Source organism: Nonomuraea sp. LP-02 (assembly GCF_036289125.1).
Taxonomy (GTDB): domain Bacteria; phylum Actinomycetota; class Actinomycetes; order Streptosporangiales; family Streptosporangiaceae; genus Nonomuraea; species Nonomuraea bangladeshensis.
Genome location: NZ_JAXCLK010000001.1, coordinates 6,322,433 through 6,346,178 on the forward strand (window position 1 = coordinate 6,322,433; position 23,746 = coordinate 6,346,178).

Annotated in this window: 24 protein-coding genes; 15 read left to right on the top strand and 9 right to left on the bottom strand. The window is 74.1% G+C overall.

Annotated elements, in window-relative coordinates:
* The first annotated feature begins 19 nt into the window (after window positions 1-19).
* Both SMD20_RS29695 and SMD20_RS29700 read left to right on the top strand, forming a co-directional pair.
* The gene (locus tag SMD20_RS29695) at window positions 20-805 is read left to right on the top strand and encodes a helix-turn-helix domain-containing protein (protein ID WP_329587567.1); all 786 of its coding nucleotides are present in this window, start codon (window positions 20-22) and stop codon (window positions 803-805) included.
* Between the two features lie 53 nt (window positions 806-858).
* Window positions 859-1,257, top strand: a complete 399-nt coding sequence (locus SMD20_RS29700; RefSeq protein WP_329587569.1) for a VOC family protein — start codon at window positions 859-861, stop codon at window positions 1,255-1,257.
* Here SMD20_RS29700 and SMD20_RS29705 read toward each other — a convergent pair.
* The 4 genes from SMD20_RS29705 to SMD20_RS29720 all read right to left on the bottom strand — a co-directional run bounded on the left by SMD20_RS29705 (window position 1,238) and on the right by SMD20_RS29720 (window position 7,793).
* Window positions 1,238-3,436, bottom strand: coding sequence for a polysaccharide lyase 8 family protein (locus tag SMD20_RS29705; protein ID WP_329587572.1), 2,199 nt, complete (start codon window positions 3,434-3,436; stop codon window positions 1,238-1,240). The two genes, SMD20_RS29700 and SMD20_RS29705, sit on opposite strands and share 20 nt — an antisense overlap.
* 49 nt (window positions 3,437-3,485) lie before the next feature.
* Entirely contained in the window at window positions 3,486-4,829 is a 1,344-nt protein-coding gene (locus SMD20_RS29710; protein ID WP_329587574.1) for a hypothetical protein, read from the bottom strand.
* A gap of 92 nt (window positions 4,830-4,921) precedes the next feature.
* The gene (locus tag SMD20_RS29715) at window positions 4,922-5,392 is read right to left on the bottom strand and encodes an ATP-binding protein (protein WP_329587576.1); all 471 of its coding nucleotides are present in this window, start codon (window positions 5,390-5,392) and stop codon (window positions 4,922-4,924) included.
* Window positions 5,393-5,513: 121 nt separating this feature from the next.
* A complete protein-coding gene (locus SMD20_RS29720; RefSeq protein WP_329587578.1) occupies window positions 5,514-7,793 on the bottom strand; it encodes a xanthine dehydrogenase family protein molybdopterin-binding subunit in 2,280 nt (759 codons plus the stop codon).
* Window positions 7,794-7,867: 74 nt separating this feature from the next.
* Here SMD20_RS29720 and SMD20_RS29725 point away from each other — a divergent pair, with 74 nt between their 5' ends.
* Complete coding sequence (locus SMD20_RS29725; RefSeq protein ID WP_329587581.1) at window positions 7,868-8,347, top strand: MSMEG_6728 family protein; 480 nt, start codon at window positions 7,868-7,870, stop codon at window positions 8,345-8,347.
* On the opposite strand, the gene SMD20_RS29730 is transcribed toward SMD20_RS29725, so the two are convergent.
* Window positions 8,263-8,697, bottom strand: a complete 435-nt coding sequence (locus tag SMD20_RS29730) for a hypothetical protein (protein ID WP_329587584.1) — start codon at window positions 8,695-8,697, stop codon at window positions 8,263-8,265. The two genes, SMD20_RS29725 and SMD20_RS29730, sit on opposite strands and share 85 nt — an antisense overlap.
* The gene (locus SMD20_RS29735) at window positions 8,694-9,731 is read right to left on the bottom strand and encodes a carboxymuconolactone decarboxylase family protein (RefSeq protein WP_329587587.1); all 1,038 of its coding nucleotides are present in this window, start codon (window positions 9,729-9,731) and stop codon (window positions 8,694-8,696) included. Before SMD20_RS29735 ends, SMD20_RS29730 begins: the two co-directional genes overlap by 4 nt.
* Window positions 9,732-9,896: 165 nt before the next feature.
* Between SMD20_RS29735 and SMD20_RS29740 the strand changes: the two genes are divergently transcribed.
* From SMD20_RS29740 to SMD20_RS29775, 8 genes are all read left to right on the top strand, one after another.
* A complete protein-coding gene (locus SMD20_RS29740; protein WP_329587588.1) occupies window positions 9,897-11,060 on the top strand; it encodes a sensor histidine kinase in 1,164 nt (387 codons plus the stop codon).
* Window positions 11,057-11,734 (top strand): response regulator transcription factor, encoded by a 678-nt coding sequence (locus SMD20_RS29745; protein WP_329587591.1) that lies wholly within the window; start codon window positions 11,057-11,059, stop codon window positions 11,732-11,734. Before SMD20_RS29740 ends, SMD20_RS29745 begins: the two co-directional genes overlap by 4 nt.
* Window positions 11,735-11,747: 13 nt before the next feature.
* Window positions 11,748-12,344, top strand: a complete 597-nt coding sequence (locus SMD20_RS29750) for a sulfite oxidase-like oxidoreductase (protein ID WP_329587593.1) — start codon at window positions 11,748-11,750, stop codon at window positions 12,342-12,344.
* 1 nt (window position 12,345) lies between these two features.
* Window positions 12,346-13,074, top strand: a complete 729-nt coding sequence (locus SMD20_RS29755) for a ferredoxin reductase (RefSeq protein WP_329587595.1) — start codon at window positions 12,346-12,348, stop codon at window positions 13,072-13,074.
* Between the two features lies 1 nt (window position 13,075).
* Complete coding sequence (locus SMD20_RS29760) at window positions 13,076-13,342, top strand: DUF6510 family protein (RefSeq protein ID WP_329587597.1); 267 nt, start codon at window positions 13,076-13,078, stop codon at window positions 13,340-13,342.
* 171 nt (window positions 13,343-13,513) lie between these two features.
* Window positions 13,514-14,920 (top strand): LCP family protein, encoded by a 1,407-nt coding sequence (locus tag SMD20_RS29765; protein ID WP_329587598.1) that lies wholly within the window; start codon window positions 13,514-13,516, stop codon window positions 14,918-14,920.
* 31 nt (window positions 14,921-14,951) lie between these two features.
* The gene (locus SMD20_RS29770; RefSeq protein ID WP_329587602.1) at window positions 14,952-17,612 is read left to right on the top strand and encodes a helix-turn-helix transcriptional regulator; all 2,661 of its coding nucleotides are present in this window, start codon (window positions 14,952-14,954) and stop codon (window positions 17,610-17,612) included.
* Between the two features lie 16 nt (window positions 17,613-17,628).
* Window positions 17,629-18,516, top strand: coding sequence for an alpha/beta fold hydrolase (locus SMD20_RS29775; protein WP_329587604.1), 888 nt, complete (start codon window positions 17,629-17,631; stop codon window positions 18,514-18,516).
* 118 nt (window positions 18,517-18,634) lie between these two features.
* On the opposite strand, the gene SMD20_RS29780 is transcribed toward SMD20_RS29775, so the two are convergent.
* Window positions 18,635-18,805: a DUF3073 domain-containing protein gene (locus SMD20_RS29780; RefSeq protein WP_329587607.1), complete on the bottom strand. Its 171-nt coding sequence runs from the start codon at window positions 18,803-18,805 to the stop codon at window positions 18,635-18,637.
* A gap of 87 nt (window positions 18,806-18,892) precedes the next feature.
* On the opposite strand from SMD20_RS29780, the gene SMD20_RS29785 reads away from it, so the two are divergent.
* Together SMD20_RS29785 and SMD20_RS29790 are read left to right on the top strand one after the other, a co-directional pair.
* The gene (locus SMD20_RS29785) at window positions 18,893-19,225 is read left to right on the top strand and encodes an ArsR/SmtB family transcription factor (RefSeq protein WP_020542962.1); all 333 of its coding nucleotides are present in this window, start codon (window positions 18,893-18,895) and stop codon (window positions 19,223-19,225) included.
* 54 nt (window positions 19,226-19,279) lie between these two features.
* Entirely contained in the window at window positions 19,280-20,158 is an 879-nt protein-coding gene (locus SMD20_RS29790; protein WP_329587611.1) for a 1,4-dihydroxy-2-naphthoyl-CoA synthase, read from the top strand.
* A 9-nt stretch (window positions 20,159-20,167) separates the two neighbouring features.
* Here SMD20_RS29790 and SMD20_RS29795 read toward each other — a convergent pair whose 3' ends face one another.
* Window positions 20,168-21,133, bottom strand: coding sequence for an NADP-dependent oxidoreductase (locus SMD20_RS29795; RefSeq protein ID WP_329587613.1), 966 nt, complete (start codon window positions 21,131-21,133; stop codon window positions 20,168-20,170).
* Between the two features lie 84 nt (window positions 21,134-21,217).
* Between SMD20_RS29795 and SMD20_RS29800 the strand changes: the two genes are divergently transcribed.
* Both SMD20_RS29800 and SMD20_RS29805 read left to right on the top strand, forming a co-directional pair.
* Window positions 21,218-21,802 (top strand): TetR/AcrR family transcriptional regulator, encoded by a 585-nt coding sequence (locus tag SMD20_RS29800; RefSeq protein ID WP_329587615.1) that lies wholly within the window; start codon window positions 21,218-21,220, stop codon window positions 21,800-21,802.
* Entirely contained in the window at window positions 21,799-22,713 is a 915-nt protein-coding gene (locus SMD20_RS29805; RefSeq protein ID WP_329587618.1) for an aminoglycoside phosphotransferase family protein, read from the top strand. The genes SMD20_RS29800 and SMD20_RS29805 overlap by 4 nt, the downstream gene beginning before the upstream one ends.
* Here SMD20_RS29805 and SMD20_RS29810 read toward each other — a convergent pair.
* Complete coding sequence (locus SMD20_RS29810; RefSeq protein WP_329592714.1) at window positions 22,710-23,621, bottom strand: NADP-dependent oxidoreductase; 912 nt, start codon at window positions 23,619-23,621, stop codon at window positions 22,710-22,712. The genes SMD20_RS29805 and SMD20_RS29810 overlap by 4 nt on opposite strands.
* Window positions 23,622-23,746 lie beyond the last annotated feature (125 nt).

The following is a 23,746-nucleotide window of genomic DNA, read 5'->3' on the forward strand; positions in this document are numbered from 1 at the left end:
GTCGCCGTAGTGTGAAGGGGTGACCGACGTACAGAGGTCCGCGGCTCTGGCGCCGTTCGTGGTGACGCTGAGCCCCTATGAGCTCGGCGCGGACGGCGTGCATCGGGGGCTGCCCTCGTCCACCATCTCGATCACCATCCCCGAGGCGGACTCGCTGGAGATCGGGTGGCCGGGGCGGCCCGGCTCGCGTGAGCGGTTCCGGGCCGTTGTCGCCGGTCTTCACCTGGACGCGGCCGAGCTGCGGCAGGTGGGCGGCACGCGCGGCGTGTGGCTGACGCTCAGCCCGGCGGGTGCCGGCCCGCTGCTGGGGGTTCCGGCGTCGGCGCTGGCGGGGCAGGTCGCCGATCTCGCCGACGTGGCCCCGGCGATGGCGCAGCTGCCGGAGCGGCTGGCGGCGTGCCGGTCCTGGCCGGAACGCCGTGCCGTCGTCGAGAGCGCCCTGCTCGCCGGGCGGACCCGGCGGCGGGGGCGCACCGGGGGCGAGGAGCTGCGGGCCACGCTGGCGGCGCTGTCCGGGGCCGGTCGGGTGCAGGAGGCGGCCCGGGTGCTCGGGCGCTCCCGGCGTCACCTGAGCGGTACGGTCCGGAGGGAGCTGGGGGTGACGCCGAAGGAGTACCAGCGGCTCCTCCGGTTCGAGACCGCGCGTGGCGGGCTCGTGGCCGCGGCCCGTGCCGGGGCGGTCAGCCTGGCGGCGGTGGCCGCCACGTCCGGGTTCGCCGACCAGGCGCACTTCACCAGGGAATGGCGGGTCATGGCCGGGTGTACGCCCACCGAGTGGCTACGCGCCGAAGGACTCACCGCGTAGGGCGTGCCCAAATCTTCAAGACCGGTGCCTCCGCCCGGCCCGACGATGGGCGCATGACGTCTCTTTTTCCCCGTCTCGTCGTGCCCGACCCCGACCTCGCGTCGGCGTTCTACCAGGTCGCCCTGGGCGCTGAGCAGGTGTTCAGCGCCCCTCCGGGCGACGACGGCCGGCCCAGTGTCATCGATCACCGCGTCGGCGGGGCGTCCTTCCGGGTCTCGCCGGCCGTCGCGTCGTGGGGGTGGCTGTCGCCCGATGATCTCGGCGGGTCGGCGGTCCTCCTGGAGGTCGAGGTCGGCGATCCCGATGCGGTCGGCGAACGCATGACCGCCCACGGCGCCGAGGTGGTCGTGCCGATCGAGAACCGGCCCTACGGCAAGCGCTCGGGCCGCGTCCGTGACCCGTTCGGCCACCTGTGGATCATCACCGGGGAGCTCAAGCCAGACGTACGGTGACCGAGGCGCCCTCACGGGCGGCGAGATCCTGGAAGGACAGGGTGGAGCCGGTCAGGAGGGCGTCCCCGGCGAGCAGGCCGGCGATCGACCGGTCCCAGGTGACCGCCAGCTCCTCCAGGTCGCGCCGGGGATCGGACACCGTCAGCGTGGCCGTGCCGTCGTCATGCTCGCGGGCCAGGACCGCGCACGGGGCGGAGGCGGTCAGGCCGCCGGCCGATCCGGCGAGCCAGAAGTTCGCCGCCGTGAGGCCGAGGGCGGGCACGCGTACGGCCTGCGCGCAGGTGGAGTTGGCGAGCACCCGCAGCCGGCCGGGATCGGCCGCGCGGGCCCGCGTCTCCTCCAGAGTCGCGCCGGGCAGCAGGACGTAGTGGTAGCCGGCCGAACGCGGGTCGACGCCGTGGTCGAGCCAGAGCGTGACGTAGTCACGGGCGACCCCGCCGCCCGCGCGACGTTCCCGCAGCGTGCGCAGCCGCCCGCCGGGCACCAGGTAGCCGCCGTGGCCCTCCAGGTGCGCCCAGCCCTCCCCCACGGTGAGCCGCGCGGCGGTCCTGCGGTTGTCGACGATCGTCTCGACCCGCGCGCCGTCCTCGGCGGTGATGCCCGCGCCGAGGCAGACCACGGCGTCGTCGAGGAAGAACCACGACGCGAACGCCTCCAGCGTGCTCTCCAGCCCGCTCAGGTGCTGGCCGACGGCCGCGTACGTGCCGTCCGTGGCCCCGCCGACCCACCGCCACGGCGTACGGGTGTCGCCCCACGCGTCGCCCGCGCCGTCCGGCAGCCGCCTGGCCGAGACGGTCGTGCCGGGCAGGCGGTAGGGGTCGACGGTGGGCCAGAAGGCGTCGGAGTAGTGCTCGCCGTGGCCGTCCGCCCACCAGTAGAGCATCCCGGAGCCGGTGTGCCAGCCGCGCAGGTTCTCGCCGTTGCCGTGCTCGTAGTGCCCGATGCGGTGGGAGGACATGCTGAGCGCCGCGCACCAGCCGGGCCGCCGGTGTACCGCCCGCGCGCTCATCGGCAGCAGCCGGTGCCCGACCGGCTCGGGCGCGGCGGGCACCGCCGGATCGGCCTCGACCGCCGCCAGGCGGGCGTGCGCGGCGGGCTCCAGCACGGGCCGGTGACCGCTCCGCGCCGCCCAGCCCTTCACCAGCGCCTGCCAGCGGACCCGGTACGCGGCCGGGGCCACCTCGCCGAGCAGCAGGATCGCGTCGGCGAGCGCGTGGCCCCGCTCGTGGTCGCCGAAGGGGCGGCGGCCGATGTCGCGCCCGCGTACGAGGTCCATGAACGCCCCGTCGTGCACGAACGGCGCGAACGAGCGCTCCACCACCTCGAAGGCCGCCGGATGCGTGACCTCCCACGGCGAGCCGCGCAGCAGCGCGAAGATCACGGCCGTGCCCGACAGCAGCGTCACCCCGTAGGAGCCCTGGTAGGGGACGTACTCGTGCTGGATGAACGAGCCGTCCCGGTAGAAGCCGTCGCCCTCGCCGACGTAACGGAACACCGGCGCCAGCGCGGCGACCGCGAGGTCCGCCCTGCCGTGGTCGGCGTCGAGCATCGCCCGCAGCAGCATCACCAGGCACAGGTCCACGCGGTTGGCGGCGGTGCTGGTGCCGCCGTAGGAGCCGAGGCGGTGCTGAGGGACGAAGTGGTCCACGGCCCCGGCCAGCGCGCGCCGGCGCTCCTCGCCGAGCTGCGGCTCCACCAGCGCGGACGCGTCGAGCAGCGCCTTCGGGACGCCGATCTGCCAGTGCCACCAGTTGCCCGCCGGGTAGGCGCCGGCCGCGTACACGTGCCGCCGGTAGTGGTCGATCCCGGCGGCCACCGCCTCGGCGAGCGCGGGGTCGCCGGTCAGGCCGGTGCCGGGCAGCGCGTACGCCCGCGCCATCGTCCGCAGGCGGCGCGGCGTCGCGACGAAGGAGGGGAACGGCTGGTCCGGCCAGAGCCGGCCGGAACCGGGCGCCATCGTGTCCCGGTGGCGGCCGGCGGCCCGGCCCAGGGCGGCCAGCTCAGCCCGGAAGGGTTCGGCCGCCGGGTCGTAGCGGGAGCCCACGGCGAGCTCGCGCCAGCGGCGGCGTAAGCGGACGAAGCAGTCGTCGGGCGTGCGCGCGACCCCGGCCGGCGTCAGCGCCCCGGCCACCCCGGCCGCCGCCACCCCGCCGGCCCGCAGGAACGCCCGCCGCCGCACCCTTCCGATTATGGGCGGGCGGCAGGGCGCGCGGGCAGACGGGCTGGGCCTACTTGTCGTACTCGTGGGCTCCGGCGTCCACGGGGCCGTCGCTGCCGTCGATGGCGCGTCCGGTGATGTCCTGGTCGCTGAACCGTGTCACGCCGAGGTCGATGGCCGGGCTTCCGGCGCGGAGCCTGAGCGGCTGCGCGGCGTCGGTCAGGTCGAACAGCGGGTCCGCCGTGACGTTGGCGGTGCCGCCCATCTGGTGCTGGCGGGCGCCGAAGAACACGTTGTGGTGGCTGTCGGTGACGCCGGGGCCGTAGGCGGTCTTGACCACGGCCTGGACGATGTTCTGGGACATGGACAGGTGCGCGTTCGTGCAGGCGGCGTCGCAGATCACGCCCTGGGAGTCGGCGTGGGTGAGGCGGACGCTGTTGTTGCGGAAGACGGTGCCGAGGACGGGGCCGTTGGGGTCGGGATCCTCGCCGGGCTCCTGCGGCCCCCTCGTCACGAGCGCGGCCTGGGTCTCCGGCCCGGTGATCACGTTGTACTCGAAGACGTTGCCCGAGGTGCCGTCGGGGTCGGACGGGCTGCCGTCGGGGTTGACGTCCCTGCTGGTGCCGAGCTCGGTGAAGGTCTCGTTGTCCACGGCGATGTTGTGGTGGATCCGGTTGCGCGAGCCGAGGAAGATCTCGACGGCGGCGCCGTCCGTGCCGTAGTCGTAGCTGAAGGCGGAGGAGCCGCGGATCTCGTTCCAGCCGATGTTGGAGTCGTCGCCCTGGACGAGGATCGCGAACGCGCCCGAGTCGTCGTTGTCGTTCACGTCCTTCGGGGTGAGCGTGCTCATGTGGTCGTTGTCCACGAAGTCGTTGGCCGTCACGGCCGTGTAGCGCACGCCCTGCTCGATGTAGACGCCGGCGGCGGCGCCGGTGATGAGGTTGCGCTCGACCACGTTGTCGTCACCGGACACCTTCACCCCGGCCCACGTGCAGCGCGCCCCGTCCCGCGCGATCCCGACCTGCAGGTTGTAGAGCTCGATGTGGGTGCCGGCGAGGCTCACGCACGCCTCGGCGTGCCCAGCGATCACGGGTCGGGCGGCGGCGGAGCCGTAGGCGTCCACGACGATCGGCGCGGCGGAGGTGCCGGAGCGGGTGATGGCGAGCTGCTGCCCCTGCCAGGTGCTGCCGCGGGCGAGCAGCAGCCGGTCTCCGGGGGCGAGGGCCGCGCCGGACGCCTTGGTGAGCGTCTTCCAGGCGGTGGCGGGCGAGGTGCCGGCCGCCGCGTCGCTGCCGTTGACGGCGTCCACGTAGTAGGTCCGCGTCGCGAACGCCGAGGCCGGTGAGGTGGTGAGGGCTGCGGCGAGCGCGAGGACGGCGACCGCGGCGCCGGTACGCGGGATCCAGACAGACATACGGCCTCCAGGGCGGCCGGGGCCCGTCCCTCGACGAAGATCATCCTCGGCTCGCGGCTGACACTGTAGCCGGGAAATCCTGACTTAATAAGCTATGTCCCAGAACGGATCGGCACGACGGCGCACGTCGGCGCCTGGCGGGGCAGGGCGAACCAGGTGCCCTTGCCCACCAGCTCCGGGTGCGTGGCGTAGCGCTGGGGGTGGCAGCCGTAGAAGCCGTCGGAGAGCCGGGCCACGATGCGCAGGCCGCGCCCGTGCTCGGCCTCCAGATCGGGCGGCCCGGGCTCGGGCGGGGCGGGGCCGCCGTCCACGACCACGCACATGATGTCCTTGGCGTCCACGTGCAGCAGCAGCTCGTACGGCGCCTCGCCGTACATGAGGGCGTTGGTCACCAGCTCGCTCACCATGAGCACGGCGTCGTGGACGAGGTCGGGATGCAGGCCGAGGGCCGACAGGTGCCGGCGGATGAGCGTGCGCGCGTGACCGGCCGTCCGGGCATCCTCCCGCAGCGGCCACACGTACCGCGTCCCGCGCCGGCGGGGCGATCGCAGGGTGGTCGTCATAACGTCTCGCTTCCGGGGGTTCACGGGTGAACTGAAGCGGCTGTCGAAACGTGTACGCACGAGACGGCCGTCCGGGTCGATGTTTCCGGTGAGAAATCGTGAACTTCCGGATAACGGAACCTCAGCGCAGCAGCGACCACACCGCCGCCGGGGTCAGCGGCACGTCCGTGACCCGGTCGGCGACCTCGGGAAGGGCGGCGGCGACCGCGTTGGCGACGGCGGCCGGCGGGCCGATCGTGCCCGCCTCGCCCACCCCCTTCATGCCGCCCGGCGTGATCGGCGAGGGCGTCTCCAGCAGGACGACCTGGATGTCCGGAACCTCCCGGGTGGTCGGCAGCAGGTAGTCGATGATCGGCTGGCCCTCCTCGGTGTAGCCGATGTCCTCGGTCAGCGCCTGCCCGAGCCCCTGGGCGACGCCGCCGTGGATCTGGCCCTCCACCACGGCGGGGTTCACCAGCACGCCCGCGTCGTTGACCACCCAGTAGCGCTCGACCTCGACCGCGCCCGTCTCCGGGTCCACGGCGACGGCCGCCGCGTGCGCGCCGTAGGCGAAGGTGTAGCCGGGCGGGTCGTAGCTGACCCGCTCCTCCAAGCCGGGCGGCATGCCCTCCGGCAGGTCCCAGCCCCGCCAGGCGGACGTGGCCAGCTCGCGCAGCGGCACCGACGCCTGCGGGTCGCCCTTGACCCGTACGGCGTCGCCGGCCAGCTCCAGGTCCTCCGGCGCGGCCTCCAGCCGGTGCGCGGCGATGGCCAGCAGCTTGTCCCGCAGCCGCACCGCCGCCCGCACCAGCGCGCCGCCGCCGAGCGTCAGCGCCCGGCTGGCGATCGACCCCACCGACGAGTACGGCGTCGCCGCCGTGTCCCCCAGCACCACCCGCACCCGCTCCAGCGGCACCCCCACCCGGTCGGCGGCGAGCTGCGCCAGCGCGGTCTCGATGCCCTGGCCCATGCCGACCACGCCCGAGGTGACGACCACCGAGGCGTCCTGCTCCATCCGCAGCACCGCCGTCTCGTAGCCGCCGGCCAGGATCCCGATGGCCTTGAGGTCGTCGGACGGGCCCATGCCGGTGCTCTCGACGTGGCAGGACCAGCCGATGCCGCGCCGCCGCCCGTCGTCCTTGACCACCGGCTCGACCAGGTCGCGCAGCGTCCGCAGGGCGCGCGGATAGTCGCCCGAGTCGTAGCGCTGATGGACGCGGGTCGTGCACGGCAGCTCGTCGGGCCCCAGCATGTTGCGCAGCCGCAGCTCGACCGGGTCGACGCCCAGCCTGCGGGCGGCCTCGTCGATCAGCCGCTCCCTCGTCAGGGCGCCCTCCGGCTGGCCGAAGCCGCGGTAGGAGCCGGTGGGGGTCGTGGTGGTCATCACGGCCCGGACGCGGACGCCGACGCGCTCGAACCGGTACGGACCGGGCAGCAACGTGGCGGTCACCGCCGCCGTCGAGGCGCCCGCGTTCGACGGGTGGGCGCCGAGGTCGGCGAGCACGTCCGCCTCCAGGGCCAGGAACCGCCCGTCGTGGTCCAGCGCCAGCCGCCCCCGGTGCACGGCGGCCCGCGCGGGCAGCGTGGCCAGCAGCCGGTCGCCCGCGGCCTCCGTCCAGGCCACCGGGCGGCCGAGGCGCGTCGCGGCCAGGCAGATCAGCGTCTCGTCCGGATAGACGTGCTCCTTGGCGCCGAAGCCGCCGCCGGTGTCGCCGGCGATCACCCGTACCCGGTCGTGCGAGAGGCCGAGCGCCTCGGCCAGGTGCTCGCGCACGTGGTGCGGCGCCTGCGTGGAGATGTGCACGGTCAGCTCGTCGCCGGACCAGTCGGCCACGACGCCGCGCGGCTCGATGGGGTGCGGCGAGACCCGTCCCATCCGGAACGTCATCTCCACCACGTGCGGCGCCCCCTCGATCACGGCCGCGCAGTCGTCGTCGCCGAGCAGGAACTCGGTGACGACGTTCGTGCCGAGGTCGGGGTGGAGCAGCGGGGCGTCCCCTGCCAGCGCCCGCTCCACGCCGACCACCGCGGGCAGCTCGCCGAGCTCCAGGTCGACGAGGTCGGCGGCGTCCCTGGCGGCCTCCGGGGTACGGGCGACGACGAGGGCGAGGGGCTGGCCCGCGTACCTGATGGTCTCGTCCAGCACCGGGTAGCCGGTGAGGCGCTGGCCCGGGGAGAGGTTGACGCAGGGCAGGCGGAGGCCCGCGGCGTCCGCCGGGGTGATCACGTCGAGCACGCCCTCGGCCGCCCAGGCTCCCTTGACGTCGCAGCCGAGCAGCCGCCCGTGCGCGATGGGGCTGCGGATCACGTGCGCGTACGCCTGGCCGGGCAACCGGACGTTGCCGACGTACCTGGCCCGTCCGGTCAGCAGCCGGGCGTCTTCCCGTCGCGGCGTCCTGGCGCCGACATATCCGTCTCCCATGGGCCGATTGTGAGCGCGCTCCGGCGAACGGTCCATACGATGCACGGGTAGGAGCAGGTCAGAGGGGGTGGCTGATGCAGACGTTCCTGCCTTATCCGGATTTTGTGGCGACCGCGGGGGTGCTCGACCCGCTGCGGCTCGGCAAGCAGCGGGTGGAGACCCTGCAGATCCTGCGCGCCCTCACCGTCCCCGGCTACGGCTGGCGGCACCACCCTGTCGTCAAGATGTGGGCCGGGTACGAGGAGGCCCTCATCCGCTACGGCCTGGAGGTCTGCGACACCTGGTGCGCCCTGGGCCGCGCCGACACCTGCGCCGCCACCATGACCACCGAGCTGGCCCAGCTCCGCGGCACCCCGGAGATACGCCGCCAGCCCGAGCTCGCCACGGCCGGCGAGCTGCCGCCCTGGCTCGGCGACGAGGCCCTGCACCGCAGCCACCGTTCGGCCCTGCTGCGCAAGGACCCCGCCTACTACCGGCCGAAGTTCGGCGACGAGGAGCCGGACGACCTGGAGTACGTCTGGCCCCGCTCCGACCGCCTCCCGCCCCACGCGTAGCCCACACGGGTGAGCTGGAGCACGCCTGTGCCGAACATCATCACCCCGAGCGGCACGTGAAGCGTGTTCACGTGCCGCATGCCGAGGATCGACACCGCGACGGTCGCCACCATCAGCAGGGCCGCGGGCGCGACGTACGCCACCGGCCCGCCGTTCCGCCAGACCAGGATGGCGGCCGCGAGGTGCAGGACGCCGACGACGGCCAGGACCATCGCCGACGCCAGGTGCACGGTGCGACCGCCGGGCTCGGACAGCAGCAGGCCCGCCGTGACCGCCTGGAACAGCAGCGCCACGACATGCAGCGGCACGACGACCCTGAGCGCCCGCAGGCTCCAGTGGGGGGTGCTCATGATCGTCCTTCCGCGGCGGGAGCCCGGAGGCCCGCGGTGATCATGCTTTCTGCCCGCTCGGTCGCGAGGATCGCCCCATAGGCGACGAGCCGCACCAGCGCGGCATCCCCGCCCCCGGAGGAGCCGCGCCAGGCGGCCACGTCGGCGTCCGTCACGCGGTACGGCGCCTGGGCCGTGAGCAGGGCCAGCCGGGCCGCGGGCCGGTCGGCGGGCGGGAGACCGGCGAGCGGGCCGTCCAGCCGGGCGCCGCCCATCGGCGGGTGCTCGCCGTCCCAGGCGGCGACCGCCCCGGCGACGGCGGCCCTGGCCTCGGTGCTGAGGAGGTCGCCCCCGTCGCCCGCCACCGTGCGCAGCGCCGCGTAGGCCACGCCCGCCGGCGTGCGCGCCGCCCAGCCGGGCTGGGGGCGCCCGCCCAGATCGGCGATGAGCGGCAGGGCGGCCCCACTGGTCAGCCGCCTGCGCACCGTCCGCGACATCGCCCGCCCGCCCACGCTCCGCACCAGCCGTGACTTCTGCAGGTTGCCGGGCAGCAGGCTCTCGGTGAGCAGCGCCGAGGCGATCCGGTTGACGAAGTGGAAGGTCAGCGCGGTCCCGACGTACTCGGGGGCGTGCTCGGCGGGGAACGGCGCCGGGCCCCGGTCCTTGGCCCAGGCCAGCAGTCGCGCGTGCGCGGGATCGTCGGGGACGCCCCCTGCGGCGACGGTCTCGGCGAGCCGGTGGTCGCCGGTCGCGTGCAGCAGCGTCGTGTGCGCCGCCACGCAGAACGGGCACCGGTTGGCCAGCGACACCCCCAACGCCACGACCTCCTTGCCGGTGCGCGAGACGTCCCCCGCGAGCAGCGTCTCGCGCAGCAGCGCCCAGGTGGCCGCCAGCACCTCGGGCGCGGGCGACAGGGTCAGGAAGACCGCCATGCGCGCCATGCCGAAGTCGTCGGCGAGCTGCCGGTAGACGTCGGCGACCCGGCCGGTCGCGGCGTCGGGCGGCACCGGGGTCACGTAGCGGAACTGGCCCCTGCTTCTGGTCGTGTCGTCCATGCCGGACATCGTGCGGCCCCGACGGGCCCGCCGTCGTCGTGCCGCCGGATGCTTCTCCCCGTACGCCGCCGAACCGGGATGCCCGCCGCGTACTACGCCGGAAGTAGCCGGAGAATACGCCCTCCTGCGGAGGATCATCGCCGGGAAAGACCCTAACCTGCAGAGGTGAGGTATCTGGAGCGATTGGGGCCGTCCGCCCAGGACGCGCTGCTCGCCGGGGTCGTCGCCGTCACGCTGGCGGTCAACGTGCTCGTCGGCACGCCGCACCCGGACCCGGCCGGCCTCGCGATCGACCTCGGGGCCGTCCTCGCCGGCTCACTCGCGCTCGCGGCCTGGCGGCGGGCTCCCCTGCCGGCGCTGGCCGGGAGCACGGCCGCCATGATCATCTACGCCGTGCACGCCCAGCCGGGACCGCCGGCCGCGTTCCCCGTGATGATCTCGGTGTTCGGCGCGGTCAGGTACGGGCACCGGCTGCTCCCCGCGCTCGCCGCCGCCGCCTTCCTGGGCACGAGCCTCGCGACGGACTTCGCCACCGTCACCGACCGGAGCGCCAAGGAGATCCTGCAGGCCACGACGCTGCTGCTCGGCTGGTTCGTGGCGGCAGGGGTGGCGGCCACGGTGACGCGGCACCGGCAGGCGTACCTGGAGCAGGCCGAGCAGCGGGCCGCCGAGGCCGAGCGCACCCGCGAGGAGGTGGCCAGGCGGCGGGCGGGCGAGGAGCGGCTGCGCATCGCCAGGGAGCTGCACGACTCGCTCACCCACAGCATCTCGGTCATCAAGGTGCAGGCCGGAGTGGCCGTACACCTGGCACGCAAGCGGGGCGAGGAGGTGCCCGCGGCGCTGCTGGCGATCCAGGAGGCGAGCGGTGACGCCATGCGCGAGCTGCGCGCCACCCTGGAGGTCCTGCGCGACCCCGCCCCCACCCCGGAGGAGGGCGCGCCGAGCGGGCTGGACCGGCTCGACGACCTGGTACGGCGGGCCCGCTCGATCGGCCTGCCGACCACCGTGACCGTCGCGGGAGCGCGGCGCGCGCTGCCGCCCGAGGTGGACCGGGCCGCGTACCGGATCGTCCAGGAGGCGCTCACCAACGTCTGCCGCCACGCCGGAGCGGGGGCGGCGCGGGTGCGCGTCGAGTACGCGGACGCCGAGCTGGTCGTCCAGGTGGACGACGACGGCAGGGCGTCGGCCGGCGAGCCTCCCGTCCCCGGCACCGGCCTGCGCGGCATGCGCGAGCGCGTGTCGGCGCTCGGCGGCCGGCTGCGCACCGAGCCCCGCCCCGAGGGCGGCTTCACCGTCCACGCCGCGCTGCCGCTGCGGGGGCCGGCGTGATCCGCGTGCTGCTCGCCGACGACCAGGCGCTCATCCGCGGCGGTTTCCGCGCCCTGCTGGAGGCCGAGGACGACCTGGAGGTGGTCGCCGAGGCGGCGAACGGCGAGCAGGCCGTCGCGCTGGCCCTGGAGCACCGCCCCGACGTGGCCCTGGTCGACATCCAGATGCCGGTCATGGACGGCATCGAGGCCACCCGCCGGATCGCCGCCGACGACCGCCTGTCCGGCACGCACGTCGTGATCCTCACCAACTACGGCCTCGACGAGTACGTCGTCAACGCCCTGCGCGCCGGCGCCGGCGGCTTCCTGGTGAAGGACACCGAGCCCGCCGACCTGCTCCAGGGCGTGCGCGTGGCGGCCCGCGGCGACGCCCTGCTGTCCCCCGCGATCACCCGCCGCCTGATCGGCGAGTACGTCGCCCGCCGCCCGGGCCCGTCCCCCGAGGCCCTGGGCGTGCTGACCAACCGCGAACGCGAGGTCACCGCGCTGGTCGCGCGCGGCCTGTCCAACGACGAGATCGCCGCCCACATGGTGATCAGCCCGACCACCGCGAAGACGCACGTCAGCCGGGCGATGACCAAGCTGCGCGCCCGCGACCGGGCGCAACTCGTGGTGTTCGCCTATGAATCCGGGCTGGTGGCCCCCCGACGTGGTGAAATGGACGTCGATCACTAGGGAGGAGCGGTTCGTGGGCATTGTTTCGCGCGGCTTCCGTGGGAGGCGCAGGGACGACGACCGGCTGCCTCCCGGCCAGTACCTCGTCGAGGACTTCCCCGTGCTGTCCGCCGGGCCGACGCCGCGGGTGCCGCGGGAGCGTTGGGAGTTCACCATCGACACGGAGTCGGGGCGCACGCACCGGTGGTCCTGGGACGAGCTGATGGCGCTGCCCCAGGAGACGCCGACCGTCGACCTGCACTGCGTGACCAAGTGGTCGAAGCTGGAGACCAGGTGGCGGGGCGTCTCCCTGGACGTGCTCTTCGAGGACGTCGAGAGCGCCGCCGACTACGCACTGATCCACTCCTACGGCGGCTACACCACGAACCTGCCGGTGGAGGACCTGCTCGACGGCAAGGCGTGGATCGCGCACCGCTTCGACGGCGAGGAGCTGGCGCCCCAGCACGGCGGCCCGGCCCGGCTGCTCGTCCCGCACCTCTACCTGTGGAAATCGGCCAAGTGGGTACGCGGCATCCACCTGCTCGACGACGACCATCCGGGCTTCTGGGAGACCGCGGGCTACCACAACTACGGCGACCCGTGGCGCGAGCAGCGTTACGAGGGCGACTGAGGTGCGCGGCCGCCTGCCCTGGCGGGCCGCCCGCCTGCGCGAGGTCAGGGTGGAGACGGCCACCGCGCGCACGCTCGTGTTCGAGGTGCCCGGCTGGCCCGGCCACCTGGCGGGCCAGCACGTGGACGTGCGGCTGACGGCCGACGACGGCTACACGGCGCAGCGCAGCTACTCGCTGGCCGCGCCGCCGGACGGCGAGCTGGTGGCGCTGACGGTGGAGACCGTGCCGGACGGCGAGGTGTCGCCGTACCTGACCGAGGTGATGGAGCCCGGCGACCAGGTCGAGATCCGGGGGCCGGTGGGCGGCTGGTTCGTCTGGCGGCCGGCGGACAAGGCTCCGGTGCTGCTGGTCGGCGGCGGGTCCGGGATCGTCCCGCTGATGGCGATGATCAGGGAGCGCCGCCGGACGGGCAGCCGGGCGCCGTTCCGCCTGGTCTACTCGCTGCGCGACCCGGAGAGCCGCTACTACGCCGAGGAGCTGCGCCGGCCCGATCCCGGCCTGGACGTCGCCTACCTCTACACCCGGGCCGCGCCCGACGGCGCGTCCCGCCCGGCCGGGCGCGTCACGCTGGGCGACCTGGCGGAGGGCGGCTGGCCGGCCGGGTTCGAGGCCGACTGCTACGTGTGCGGGCCGACCGGGTTCGTGGAGGCCGCCGCCGACCTGCTGCTGACGCTCGGGCACGCGCCTGAGCGCATCCGTACCGAACGATTCGGCCCGACCGGAGGGTGACATGACCGCTGAATACCTGGACGGCAACGCCCTGGCGGGCCCGCTCGGCGAGCTCTTCGCCGTGGACCTCACCGCCGCGACCGGCCGCTGCGTCCACTGCGGGCGCACCGGCCCGGTCGGCGAGATGCGCGTCTACGGCCCCGATCCCGGCATGGTGGCCCGCTGCCCCGGCTGCGAGGAGGTGCTGATGCGGCTCGTCCGCGGCCCCGGCGCGGCCTGGCTCGACCTGCGCGGCGTGGTGTCCCTCCGGGTGCCCCTGCCCGAGTGAGGCATGGCGGGCGGATGAACATATCGGGTCGTCTCCGCCCGGACGTCCGGGTCCGGGCCCGCGGGCCCCGCTGACTGGATACACTCGGGCTCGATCCACGGCCGAGAACTGTACGGCGAGGCTCTTGGCCAGGGGCGGCCCGCCCTTCGGCCCCGTCCCTTGGGGAGTCACGTGAGCAGCGGGCTTGTCGACGCGCCGGCCTCAGAGCCGGGCGCGCAGCCGCGCCGGCGCCGCCGCTGGCTGCGGTGGGTGCTGGCGATCTCGGTGGCCGTCGTCCTGCTGGTGGTGGGCGTCGCGGTCGGCGTCCTCGCCAAGCTCAACGGCAACATCAAGCACGAGGACGTCACGCCCGACGACCTCGGCGCGACCCGCCCGCCGAAGGTCGCCGGCACCGCGATGAACGTCCTGGTGGTCGGCTCCGACCAGCGCGACGGCAAGAACGCCAAATACGGCCACTCGATCGCGGGCGAGCGCACCGACACGATCATGCTGATGCACGTGTCGTCCAAGCGCGACAACGCGATGGTCGTCAGTTTCCCGCGCGACTCGCTCGTGCAGCTTCCCGCCTGCCGGGCCACGGGCGCGTTCCCGGGCCAGCGGGCGCACGTCGGCATGATCAACGAGTCGTTCAACTCCGGCGGCATCGGCTGCACGTGGAAGACGATCGAGCACCTCACCCACATCCGCATCGACCACTTCGTGAAGGTCGACTTCACCGGCTTCAAGGGCATCGTCAACGCCCTCGGCGGCGTCGAGGTCTGCCTGCCGCAGCGCGTGGACGACAAGAAGGCGCTGCTGCACCTGTCCGCCGGCCGGCAGATGCTCAACGGCGAGCAGGCGCTCGGCTACGTACGCGCCCGCTACAGCTTCGGCGACGGCTCCGACATCGGGCGCATCCAGCGGCAGCAGATGTTCATCGCCTCGATGGTCAAGCAGGTGATGAGCGGCGAGACGCTGACCGATCCCGCGAAGCTGTTCGGCCTGCTCGACGCGGCCACCAAGGCGGTCACCACCGACCGCGACCTGACCACGGGCGTGATGAAGGACCTCGCCACCAGCCTCCAGGGGCTCAACGCGGGCAAGATCCGGTTCATCACCACCCCGTGGCACTACTCGCTCACCCAGCCGGGCCGGGTGGAGTGGACACAGCCGCAGGCCAACCGGCTGTTCCAGATCGTCGCCAAGGACCAGAGCGTCGAGGGCGTCAAGGGCGGCCAGGCCAAGGTGGGCCGCTCCAAGATCCAGGTCGAGCTGCGCAACGGCACCTGGCGCGGCGGGCTCGGCACCCAGGTCGCCGCCTTCCTCGAACAGCGCGGCTACCACGTCACGAAGATCGGCGACACCGCGCGCAAGCCGTACGCGAAGACCACCGTGCTCTACGGCCCCAACGGCGAGACCCGCGTCCCGACCCTCACCGGCGACCTGCTCGGCGCGTCGCTGCGCAAGCTGCCCGCGGCCCGGACCAACCAGCTGGTGCTGGTGATCGGCGACGACTGGAAGGGCCTGAAGGAGCTGCGTCCCGACGACAGCGAGGCGATCAAGGGCTTCGACGCCACCCACGACTCCTGCGCCACCTGACGACCGTCCCGCGCCGGATAAAGTCCTTTTTGTGCTTTATGGGAGAGCCGCGGAGACCACTGCCGTCACGGTCCTGCTCGACTCGGCCCGTGACGGTGAGGGCGGCGCTCTGGCGCTGCGCGGGGTGGCCGGCGTGGGCAAGTCCGCCCTCCTCGACCTGGCCGCCTCCCTCGCGGGCGGGATGCGGGTGCTGCGCGCCGACGGGATCGAGCCGGAGTCCGACCTCGCCTTCGCCGCCCTGCACCAGCTCCTGCGCCCGGTGACCGGCCTGCTGGACGCGCTGCCGGGCCCGCAGCGCGACGCGCTCTCCGCGGCTCTCGGCCTCACGGACACCCCCCACTCCGACCGGTTCCTGGTGGGGGCGGGAGTGCTGTCGCTGCTGGCCGAGGCGGCGGCTCCGAGCGGGCTGCTGTGCCTGGTGGACGACGTCCAGTGGGTGGACCGGGCCTCGGCCGACGCCCTGCTGTTCGCGGCCCGGCGGCTGCGCACCGAGCGCGTTGCCGTGCTGTTCTCCGTACGCGGGGACGCGCTGCTCAAGGGCGTGCCCGAGCTGCGGGTCGGCGGCCTCGACGAGGAGAGCTGCGCCGCACTGCTCGCCTCCGGCGGGCCCGTCGCGCCGGACGTCGTACGGCGGCTGACGGCCCTGACCGGGGGCAACCCGCTCGTGCTGCGCGAGGGCGTGGCCGCGCTGTCGCCGGCGCAGCTCGCCGGGCAGGCCCCCCTGCCGGATCCGCTGCCGGGGGGCGCGCAGCTGTTCGGCGAGCAGGTGGCCAGGCTGTCGCCGGACGCCCGGCGGTTCCTGCTGGTCGCGTCGCTGGAGGCGGAGCTCGCCCTCGTCGTACGGGCCGCCGGGGAGTCGCTGCACGAGGTGGAGGCCGCCGGGCTCGTGACCGTGGCCGACGGGATGGTCAGGTTCCGGCATCCGCTCGTCCGCTCGGCCGCGCACGCCGCCGCCACGTCCGCCGAGGTACGGGCCGCGCACCTCACCCTGGCCCGTCTGGTGACGGGCGACCGGCGGGCCCTGCACCTGGCCGCCGCCGCCCTGGGCCCGGACGAGGCGGTCGCCGCCGAGCTGACCGCCGCCGCCGGACGGGCCCGCACGCGCGGCGGCCACGGGGACGCGGCCACCGCGCTCGCCCGCGCCGCCGAGCTCACCCCCGACCCCCTGCGCAGGGCGGAACGGCTCAAGGACGCCGCCACCGCCGCCTGGCTCGCCGGCCGCCCCGGCCAGGCCCAGAGCCACCTCGCCGAGGCCCGCGAACTCGCCGAGCACGGGGAGGGCGGGCTGCTGGAGGAGATCGCGCAGCTTCGCGGCCGGTTCGAGCTGAACAGCGGCGACGCCTCCGAGGCCGTCAGGATCCTGGCCGCGGGCGGCGGCATCGAGATGCTGGCCGACGCCTCCGAGGCCGCCAGTTACGTGGGCGACGTCGCGGCCATCGTGGAGCTGGGCCGCCGAGCGCGGGCGCACCCGCCCGGCTTCCTCCGCGACGTGGTGGCCGGCATCGGCGCCATGCTGGAGGACGGCAGCGGCGGCGAGCTGCTGCGCGGGGCGCTGGCCCGTACGGACGAGCTGACCCTGGCGGCGGAGCTGCTGTGGGCGTCGGCGGCGGCGAGCTATCTCGGGGAGGCCGACGTCTCCGCCGAGCTGGTCGAGCGGGCCGGGCGCGTGGCCCGCGTGTCGGGGATGGTGGGGCAGCTCCCGGTCGTGCTGGAGTTCGTCGCCACGGGCGAGCGCTTCAAGGGCCGCCTCGCCGAGAGCGCCGCCGTCGCCGAGGAGGGCCTGCAGCTCGCCCGCGAGGCCGGTTACACCAACTCCGTGGCCGCCCACCTCGCCAACCTGGCCGTCGTGGCCGCGCTGCGCGGCGAGGAGGAGCGCTGCCGCGAGCTGGCGGAGGAGGCGCTGGCCATCGCCGTCCCGCACCGGATCGGGCTGCGCGCGGGCGTGGCGGGATACGCGCTGGCGCTCCTGGACCTCGGCCTCGGCCGGTACGCGGCCGCGCACGCCAGATTCGCGGCGCTCGCGACGGCCGGCCCCGGGGCCGGGCATCCCACGGTGACCTGGCGCTCCACCCCGGACCGGGTGGAGGCCGCCCTGGCGGCGGGCGAGCACGAGGCGGCGGCGGAGGCGCTGGCCGCGTACGAGCAGTGGGTCGCGCACGCCGTCACCGACGAGGCGCGGGCGCTGCTGGCCCGCTGCCGCGCCCTGCTCGCCGCCCCCGGCGCGGACGCCGAGCTGTTCGAGGAGGCCCTGCGCCGCCACGGCGAGCCGATGGAGCGGGCGCGCACCGCGCTGCTGTACGGCGAGCGGCTGCGCCGCGCCCAGCGGCCCGGCCAGGCGAGGAACCATCTGCGGGCGGCGCTGGAGACCTTCGAGCGGCTGGGCGCGGCCCCCTGGGCGGAGCGGGCCCGCGGCGAGCTGCGCGCGGCGGGCGAGGCGGCGGGCCGGCCCGCGGCCGATGACCCGGAGACCGTGCTGACGCCGCAGGAGCTGCGCATCGCGCGGCTGGTCGCGGAGGGCTCCTCCAGCAAGGAGGTCGCGGCCCGGCTGTTCCTGAGCCCGCGCACGGTCGAGTACCACCTGTACAAGATCTATCCGAAGCTGGGCGTCACGAGCCGTACCGAACTGGCCCGGCTACTGGTGAAGGCCAGTAGTCCTACTGAAGGCGTGCGCGCCCGCGCCGGGCAAGCTTGAGCACATGACAACGAACATGATCGAAACCGACGGCGTCAACCTGTGGACCGAGGAGTTCGGCGACCCGGCGCACCCGCCGATCCTGCTGGTGATGGGGTCGATGTCGCAGGGCGTCCTGTGGCCGGACGAGCTCGTCGGGCGGCTGGTCGCCGCGGGCCGCCGGGTCATCAGGTACGACCACCGCGACACCGGCCGCTCGGCCACCTTCGACTTCGCCGAGCAGCCGTACACCTGGCACGACATCAAGGACGACGTGCTGCGGGTGATGGACGCGTACGGGCTGGAGTCCGCGCATCTAGTCTGCCACTCGGCGGGCGGCCTGCTCGGCCAGTTCATCGCCGTGGAGCGGCCGGAACGGGTGCGCACCCTCACCGTGATCGGCTCCTCGCCGCTGGGCGGGCACGAGGGCGAGACCATCCTGCGGGCGCTCACCGGGCAGCCGCAGCCGGAGGGGAGCCTGCCGCCGCCCCGGCCGGAGTTCGTGGCTTACTACACCGAGCTGATCACCGCGCCGCCGCCCGCCGACCGGCGCGAGCAGGTGCAGCAGATGATCGACGAGGCCCGGGTGCTGCACGGCACCGCGCTGCCGTTCGACGAGGACGCCGAGCGCCGGCTCCAGGAGCGGGTGCTGGAGCGGGCCCGTGACCTGTCGTCGGTGGTCAACCACCGCCTGGCGCACGCGGCCTGCCCGGACTTCGAGCCGGAGGGCGTGCTCGGGCGGGTGCAGGCGCCGACGCTGGTGATCGAGGGCACGCACGAGCCCGCCAAGCCCGGACACGGAGCGCTCATCGCCGAGCAGATCCCGGGCGCGGAGCTGCTGATGATCGAAGGGATGGGGCACATGATGCCGCCCCCGGTCCACGCGGAGCTGGCCGCCGCGATCATCCGCCACACCGCGCCATGACCCGCCGCCGACGTGACGCCCGGGCGTGTCGCGAAACGCGCGCCCGGGCGTGTCGCGGGACACACGCCGCCCGGCTCCGGCGCGGCGGGCACCGGCCCGCCCTGCCGGGCCGGGCGGGTCATCGCCCGCGCTCGGACTCCTGCTCCGGCACCGTGGAGGGGTAAAGCTCCTCGCGCCGCGTGTCGGCACCCAGCTCCTCGCGAAGCCGGTCGTAGTCGATGTTGTGGTTGGCGTACTTCAGCTGGCGAGCGACCTTCGTCTGCTTCGCCTTGGCTCTTCCTCGACCCATGGCTACTCCCTAGTCCCCGGCGTCATACTATCCAACGACGTTACGACTTGAAGAATTATGCAACTGCACTGGATTAGTCTGGGCAGTATGCACGTGGAGGTCTATCAGGCCAAGGCCGACTTCTTCCGTACGCTCGGCCACCCCGCTCGCATCAGAGTGTTGGAGCTTCTTCAGGAAGGGCCCCTACCCGTCAGGGACCTGCTGGCCCAGATCGACATCGAGCCGTCGAGCCTTTCCCAGCAGCTCGCGGTCCTGCGCAGAGCGGGGATCGTGAGCGCCATCCGCGAGGGCAGCACGGTGGTCTACACGCTGGCCACGCCCGAGCTGGCGGATTTGCTCGGCGCCGCCCGCCGTATCCTCACCGACATGCTCGCCGACCAGGGCGAACTGCTCGCCGAACTGAGAGCCGAGGTCACCTAGCGGGCCGCGGGAGTGGGCCGAGTGGGCGGAGGCCAGATCAAGTAGGCTCCTGCCATGGTCTCCGAGCTGTTCGATCCCAAGGCGTGGCAGGCGGTCGAGGGATTCGACTTCACCGACATCACCTACCACCGGGCGGTCGACCAGGGCACGGTGCGCATCGCCTTCAACCGCCCCGAGGTGCGCAACGCCTTCCGCCCGCAGACCGTGGACGAGCTCTACCGGGCGCTCGACCACGCCCGGCAGACGACCGACGTCGGCTGCGTGCTGCTCACCGGCAACGGCCCCTCGCCCAAGGACGGCGGCTGGGCCTTCTGCTCGGGCGGCGACCAGCGCATCCGGGGCAAGGACGGCTACCAGTACGCCGACGGCTCGGCCTCGACCGGCCGCCTGCACATCCTGGAGGTGCAGCGGCTCATCCGCTTCATGCCGAAGGTCGTGATCTGCGTGGTGCCCGGCTGGGCCGCGGGCGGCGGCCACAGCCTCCACGTCGTGTCCGACCTCACGCTGGCCAGCGCCGAGCACGCCCGCTTCAAGCAGACCGACGCCGACGTCGCCAGCTTCGACGGCGGCTTCGGCTCGGCCTACCTCGCCCGGCAGGTCGGGCAGAAGTTCGCGCGGGAGATCTTCTTCCTCGGCGACACCTACACCGCCGAGGACGCCCACCGCATGGGCATGGTCAACGCCGTGGTGCCGCACGCCGAGCTGGAGAGCACGGCGCTGGAGTGGGCCCGCAAGATCAACGGCAAGTCGCCGACCGCGCAGCGGATGCTCAAGTTCGCCTTCAACCTGATCGACGACGGGCTCGTCGGGCAGCAGGTGTTCGCGGGCGAGGCGACGCGGCTCGCCTACATGACGGACGAGGCGGCCGAGGGCCGCGACTCGTTCCTGGAGAAGCGCGAGCCCGACTGGTCGCCCTTCCCCTGGCACTTCTAGGGCGGGCCGTCAGGCCACCCGCAGGACGATCTTGCCCTGGATGTGGCCGCGTTCCGCCCGCTCGTGGGCCTTGGCGGCGTCGGCGAGCGGGAAGACGCTGTCGACGCCGACCCGCAGCCGGCCGGCGTCGGCCAGGCGGGCCAGCTCCGCCATTTGCGCGCCGTCGGAGTGCACCTGCCCGAACGTGAAGGTGATGCCCAGCTCGGCGGCGCGGTCGCGGTGATACTCGCCGAGGAAGATCGGGCTGATGGTGCCGCCTGGTTTGACCACCGTGAGGAACCGGTGCCCGTGCGGGCCGCCGACGGTGTCGAAGAGGTGGTCGACGTCGCGTACGACGTCCTCGGCGGCGGTCACGGTGTAGTCGACGAACTCGTCCACGCCGAGGTCGCGCAGGAAACGTTCGTGGCGTCCCGAGGCGACGCCGATCACCCGGGCGTCCTTCGTCTTCGCGAGCTGCACGAGGAAGTGGCCGACGCCGCCGGCCGCGCCGTTGACCAGCACGGTCCTGCCCGGTTCGAGCCGGACGAGGTCGAAGAGGAACTGGTAGGCGGTGAGCCCGGCCATCGGCACGCCCGCCGCCTCGACGTGGTCCAGCGCGGCCGGTTTGCGGGCCAGGTGGGAGGCGGGCGCGGTGGTGTACTCGGCGTAGGCCCGGCCGCCGCCCTCGGGGAAGCGCAGCAGGCCGAACACCTCGTCCCCGACCTGCCACTCGGTGACGCCGGGGCCGAGCGCGGCGACCACGCCCGACACGTCCGTGCCCGGGGTCAAGGGCAGGGTCCGCTTCGGCCGCAGGTCCTCGGGGATGATCGCGTAGCCCGATCTGGCGTACCAGTCGGGCGGGTTGAGTCCGGCGGCGTGGACGCGGACGAGCACGTCGCCGGGCCCCGGCTCGGGGACCGGGACCTCCTCGGGCACCAGCACCTCGGGCCCGCCGACCTGGTGCACGCGGACGGCGGTCATCGTCTTCTCCGGCATGGTCACGTCCTTTTCGGTACGATGTGGAGCACTGCTCCGCAATATAACCGGAGCAGTGCTCCGAATACAATGGGAACGGATCACGTGACGGAGAAGCAGACCCGCGCTCCCCGCCTGGACGCGCGCCGCAACCACGCGCGCATCCTGGAGGTGGCCCACGCCGTCGTCGCCGAGCAGGGCACCCAGGCCTCGCTCCGCGACATCGCCCGCCGCGCCGGCATCGGCCTCGGCACCCTCTACCGCCACTTCCCCACCAGGGACGAGCTGCTGGAGACGCTGCTCGGCGAGCGCTTCGACCGGCTCGCCGCCACGGCCGCCGCCTTGGAGACCACGCACGCGCCGGCGGACGCCCTGACCGAATGGCTGGCCGAGTACGCCGCCTTCACCACCGTCTACCGGGGCCTGACGAGCTCGGTGATGACCACGCTGGAGGACGAGAACTCCTCGCTGCACGCCTCCTGCCTCGCCATGCGGCAGACCGCGGGCCGGCTGCTGAGCAACGCCCAGCAGGCGGGGCTGGTCCGCTCCGACGTGACGGGGATCGACCTGTTCGCGCTGGTCAACGCCGTCGGCTGGATCGCCGAGCAGGCCCCGTCGCTGTCCGGCCGGCGCGACCACCTCCTCGGGCTCGTCCTCGACGGCCTGCGCCCGGCGGACGGTCGCCCATGAGGATCGTGGTCCCGGAGGCGCTGACCGCCTCACACGTCAAGTGGGACGGCGAGGCCGGCCGCGCCTGGTCGGCCGGGCTGCCCGCGCTGGCCGAGCGCTACCTGGAGGAGTGGGAGCTGCGGCCGGACGGCGAGCCCGGCCACGGCGTGGTGTCCCTGGTGCTGCCGGTGATCCGCGCGGACGGCACGCGGGCCGCGCTCAAGCTGCAGCCGGTCAACGACGAGAACGCCACCGAGGCCGTCGGCCTGCGCGCCTGGGACGGCGACGGCGCGGTCCGCCTGCTCGCCGCCGACCCCGCCACCGGCACCCTGCTGCTGGAGCGCCTGCACGCCGAGCGCTCGCTGTCGGCGCTGCCTGACGACCTGGCGGCGCTGGAGATCCTCACCGCTCTCCTCGCCCGACTGACCGGCCGTCCCGCCCCGTCCGGCCTGCGCCGCCTGGCGGACATCGCCCAGGACCTGCTGGACGACGTGGACCAGGCGCTGACCGGGCTGCCACGCGAGCCGGACCGCCGCCTGCTGCGCCACTGCGCCGGCGCGCTCGCCGAGGTCGTGGCCGAGCCCGGCGACCGGCTGCTGCACTGGGACCTGCACTACGACAACGTGCTGGCGGCCGACCGCGAGCCGTGGCTGGCCATCGATCCCAAGCCGCTGGCCGGCGACCCCGGCTTCGACCTGCTGCCCGCGCTGCACAACCGGTGGGACGACCTGGTGGCGACCGGCGACGTGGGGCGGGCGGTGCTGCGCCGCTTCGACCTGATGACCGCCGGGCTCGGCCTCGACCCCGGCCGCGCGGCCCGCTGGACGCTGGGCCGGGTGCTGCAGAACGCCCTGTGGGACGTCGAGGGCGGGGCGGACCACCTCGACGAGACGCACTTCGTGCTCGCCGCCGCGCTCCGCCCCCGGCTCTAGAGCGTCAGCACGATCTTGCCCCGGCCGTGTCCGGTCTCGATCTCGCGGTGGGCGTCCGCCGCCTCCGCGAGCGCGTACGTCCGCCGCACCGGAAAGGCGAAGCGCCCCTCGGCGTACAGCGTCGCGTAGCGCCCCAGCCGCTCGGCCGTGCGCTCACCCCGCACCGTCCGCACCCCCAGCCCGGCGGCCCGCCCGTGCTCGACCAGCGTGACGATGCGGCCGGGGTCGGCGACCAGCTCCAGTGAGACCTCCAACGCGTGGCCCCCGGCGCCGTCGAGGGCGGCGTCCACGCCGCCGGGCGCGAGCGCCCGCACCCGGCCGGCCAGCCCCTCGCCGTACGCGACCGGCTCGGCGCCCAGCTCGCGCAGGTGGTCGTGGTTGACCTCACGGGCGGTGCCGATCACCCGCGCGCCGCGCATGCGGGCGATCTGCACCGCGGCCGTGCCGACGGATCCGGCCGCGCCGTGCACGAGCAGCGTCTCCCCCTCCTTCAGCCCGAGCTCGTCGAGGGCCAGCTCGGCGGTCTGCACGCCCGAGGTCAGCCCGCCGGCCACCTCCCACGGCACGCCGGGCGGCTTCGGCGCCACGTCCGTCGCGGGCACCACGATGTACTCGGCGTAGGCGAACAGACGGGAGAAGCCCAGCACCTCGTCCCCGGCGGCCACGCCGCGCACGCCCTCCCCGACCTGGTCCACCACCCCGGCGAACTCGTTGCCCGGAATGCGGGGGAAGCTCACCTCGCCCAGGTAGGGCGGCAGCCAGCCGCCCCGTACCGCGGCGTCGAAGGGCTGCACCCCGGCCGCCCGCACCCGCACCCGCACCTGGCCGGGCCCCGCCTGCGGGGCCGGCAACTCCATCACCTTCAGCACCTCGGGGCCGCCCGGCGTGGCGAACGCCGCGGCCCTCATCGACTCGCTCATGGGACCAGCGTGCTACCTCAACCTAGGTTGAGATCAAGTTCGTCGGACTTCGCATTCCATTTCGGGAACTTTCGTCTTTACTCGCTCTTTATATAGATATAGTCCGTCAAGAG

What these genes read in the sequence shown, in the direction of transcription:
- SMD20_RS29700 (WP_329587569.1), top strand. Translation starts at nt 859, where the DNA reads ATGACGTCTCTTTTTCCCCGTCTCGTCGTGCCCGACCCCGACCTCGCG.
- SMD20_RS29710 (WP_329587574.1), bottom strand. Translation starts at nt 4,829, where the DNA reads ATGTCTGTCTGGATCCCGCGTACCGGCGCCGCGGTCGCCGTCCTCGCG.
- SMD20_RS29715 (WP_329587576.1), bottom strand. Translation starts at nt 5,392, where the DNA reads ATGACGACCACCCTGCGATCGCCCCGCCGGCGCGGGACGCGGTACGTG.
- SMD20_RS29720 (WP_329587578.1), bottom strand. Translation starts at nt 7,793, where the DNA reads ATGGGAGACGGATATGTCGGCGCCAGGACGCCGCGACGGGAAGACGCC.
- SMD20_RS29725 (WP_329587581.1), top strand. Translation starts at nt 7,868, where the DNA reads ATGCAGACGTTCCTGCCTTATCCGGATTTTGTGGCGACCGCGGGGGTG.
- SMD20_RS29730 (WP_329587584.1), bottom strand. Translation starts at nt 8,697, where the DNA reads ATGAGCACCCCCCACTGGAGCCTGCGGGCGCTCAGGGTCGTCGTGCCG.
- SMD20_RS29735 (WP_329587587.1), bottom strand. Translation starts at nt 9,731, where the DNA reads ATGGACGACACGACCAGAAGCAGGGGCCAGTTCCGCTACGTGACCCCG.
- SMD20_RS29760 (WP_329587597.1), top strand. Translation starts at nt 13,076, where the DNA reads ATGACCGCTGAATACCTGGACGGCAACGCCCTGGCGGGCCCGCTCGGC.
- SMD20_RS29775 (WP_329587604.1), top strand. Translation starts at nt 17,629, where the DNA reads ATGATCGAAACCGACGGCGTCAACCTGTGGACCGAGGAGTTCGGCGAC.
- SMD20_RS29780 (WP_329587607.1), bottom strand. Translation starts at nt 18,805, where the DNA reads ATGGGTCGAGGAAGAGCCAAGGCGAAGCAGACGAAGGTCGCTCGCCAG.
- SMD20_RS29785 (WP_020542962.1), top strand. Translation starts at nt 18,893, where the DNA reads ATGCACGTGGAGGTCTATCAGGCCAAGGCCGACTTCTTCCGTACGCTC.
- SMD20_RS29790 (WP_329587611.1), top strand. Translation starts at nt 19,280, where the DNA reads ATGGTCTCCGAGCTGTTCGATCCCAAGGCGTGGCAGGCGGTCGAGGGA.
- SMD20_RS29795 (WP_329587613.1), bottom strand. Translation starts at nt 21,133, where the DNA reads ATGCCGGAGAAGACGATGACCGCCGTCCGCGTGCACCAGGTCGGCGGG.
- SMD20_RS29805 (WP_329587618.1), top strand. Translation starts at nt 21,799, where the DNA reads ATGAGGATCGTGGTCCCGGAGGCGCTGACCGCCTCACACGTCAAGTGG.
- SMD20_RS29810 (WP_329592714.1), bottom strand. Translation starts at nt 23,621, where the DNA reads ATGAGGGCCGCGGCGTTCGCCACGCCGGGCGGCCCCGAGGTGCTGAAG.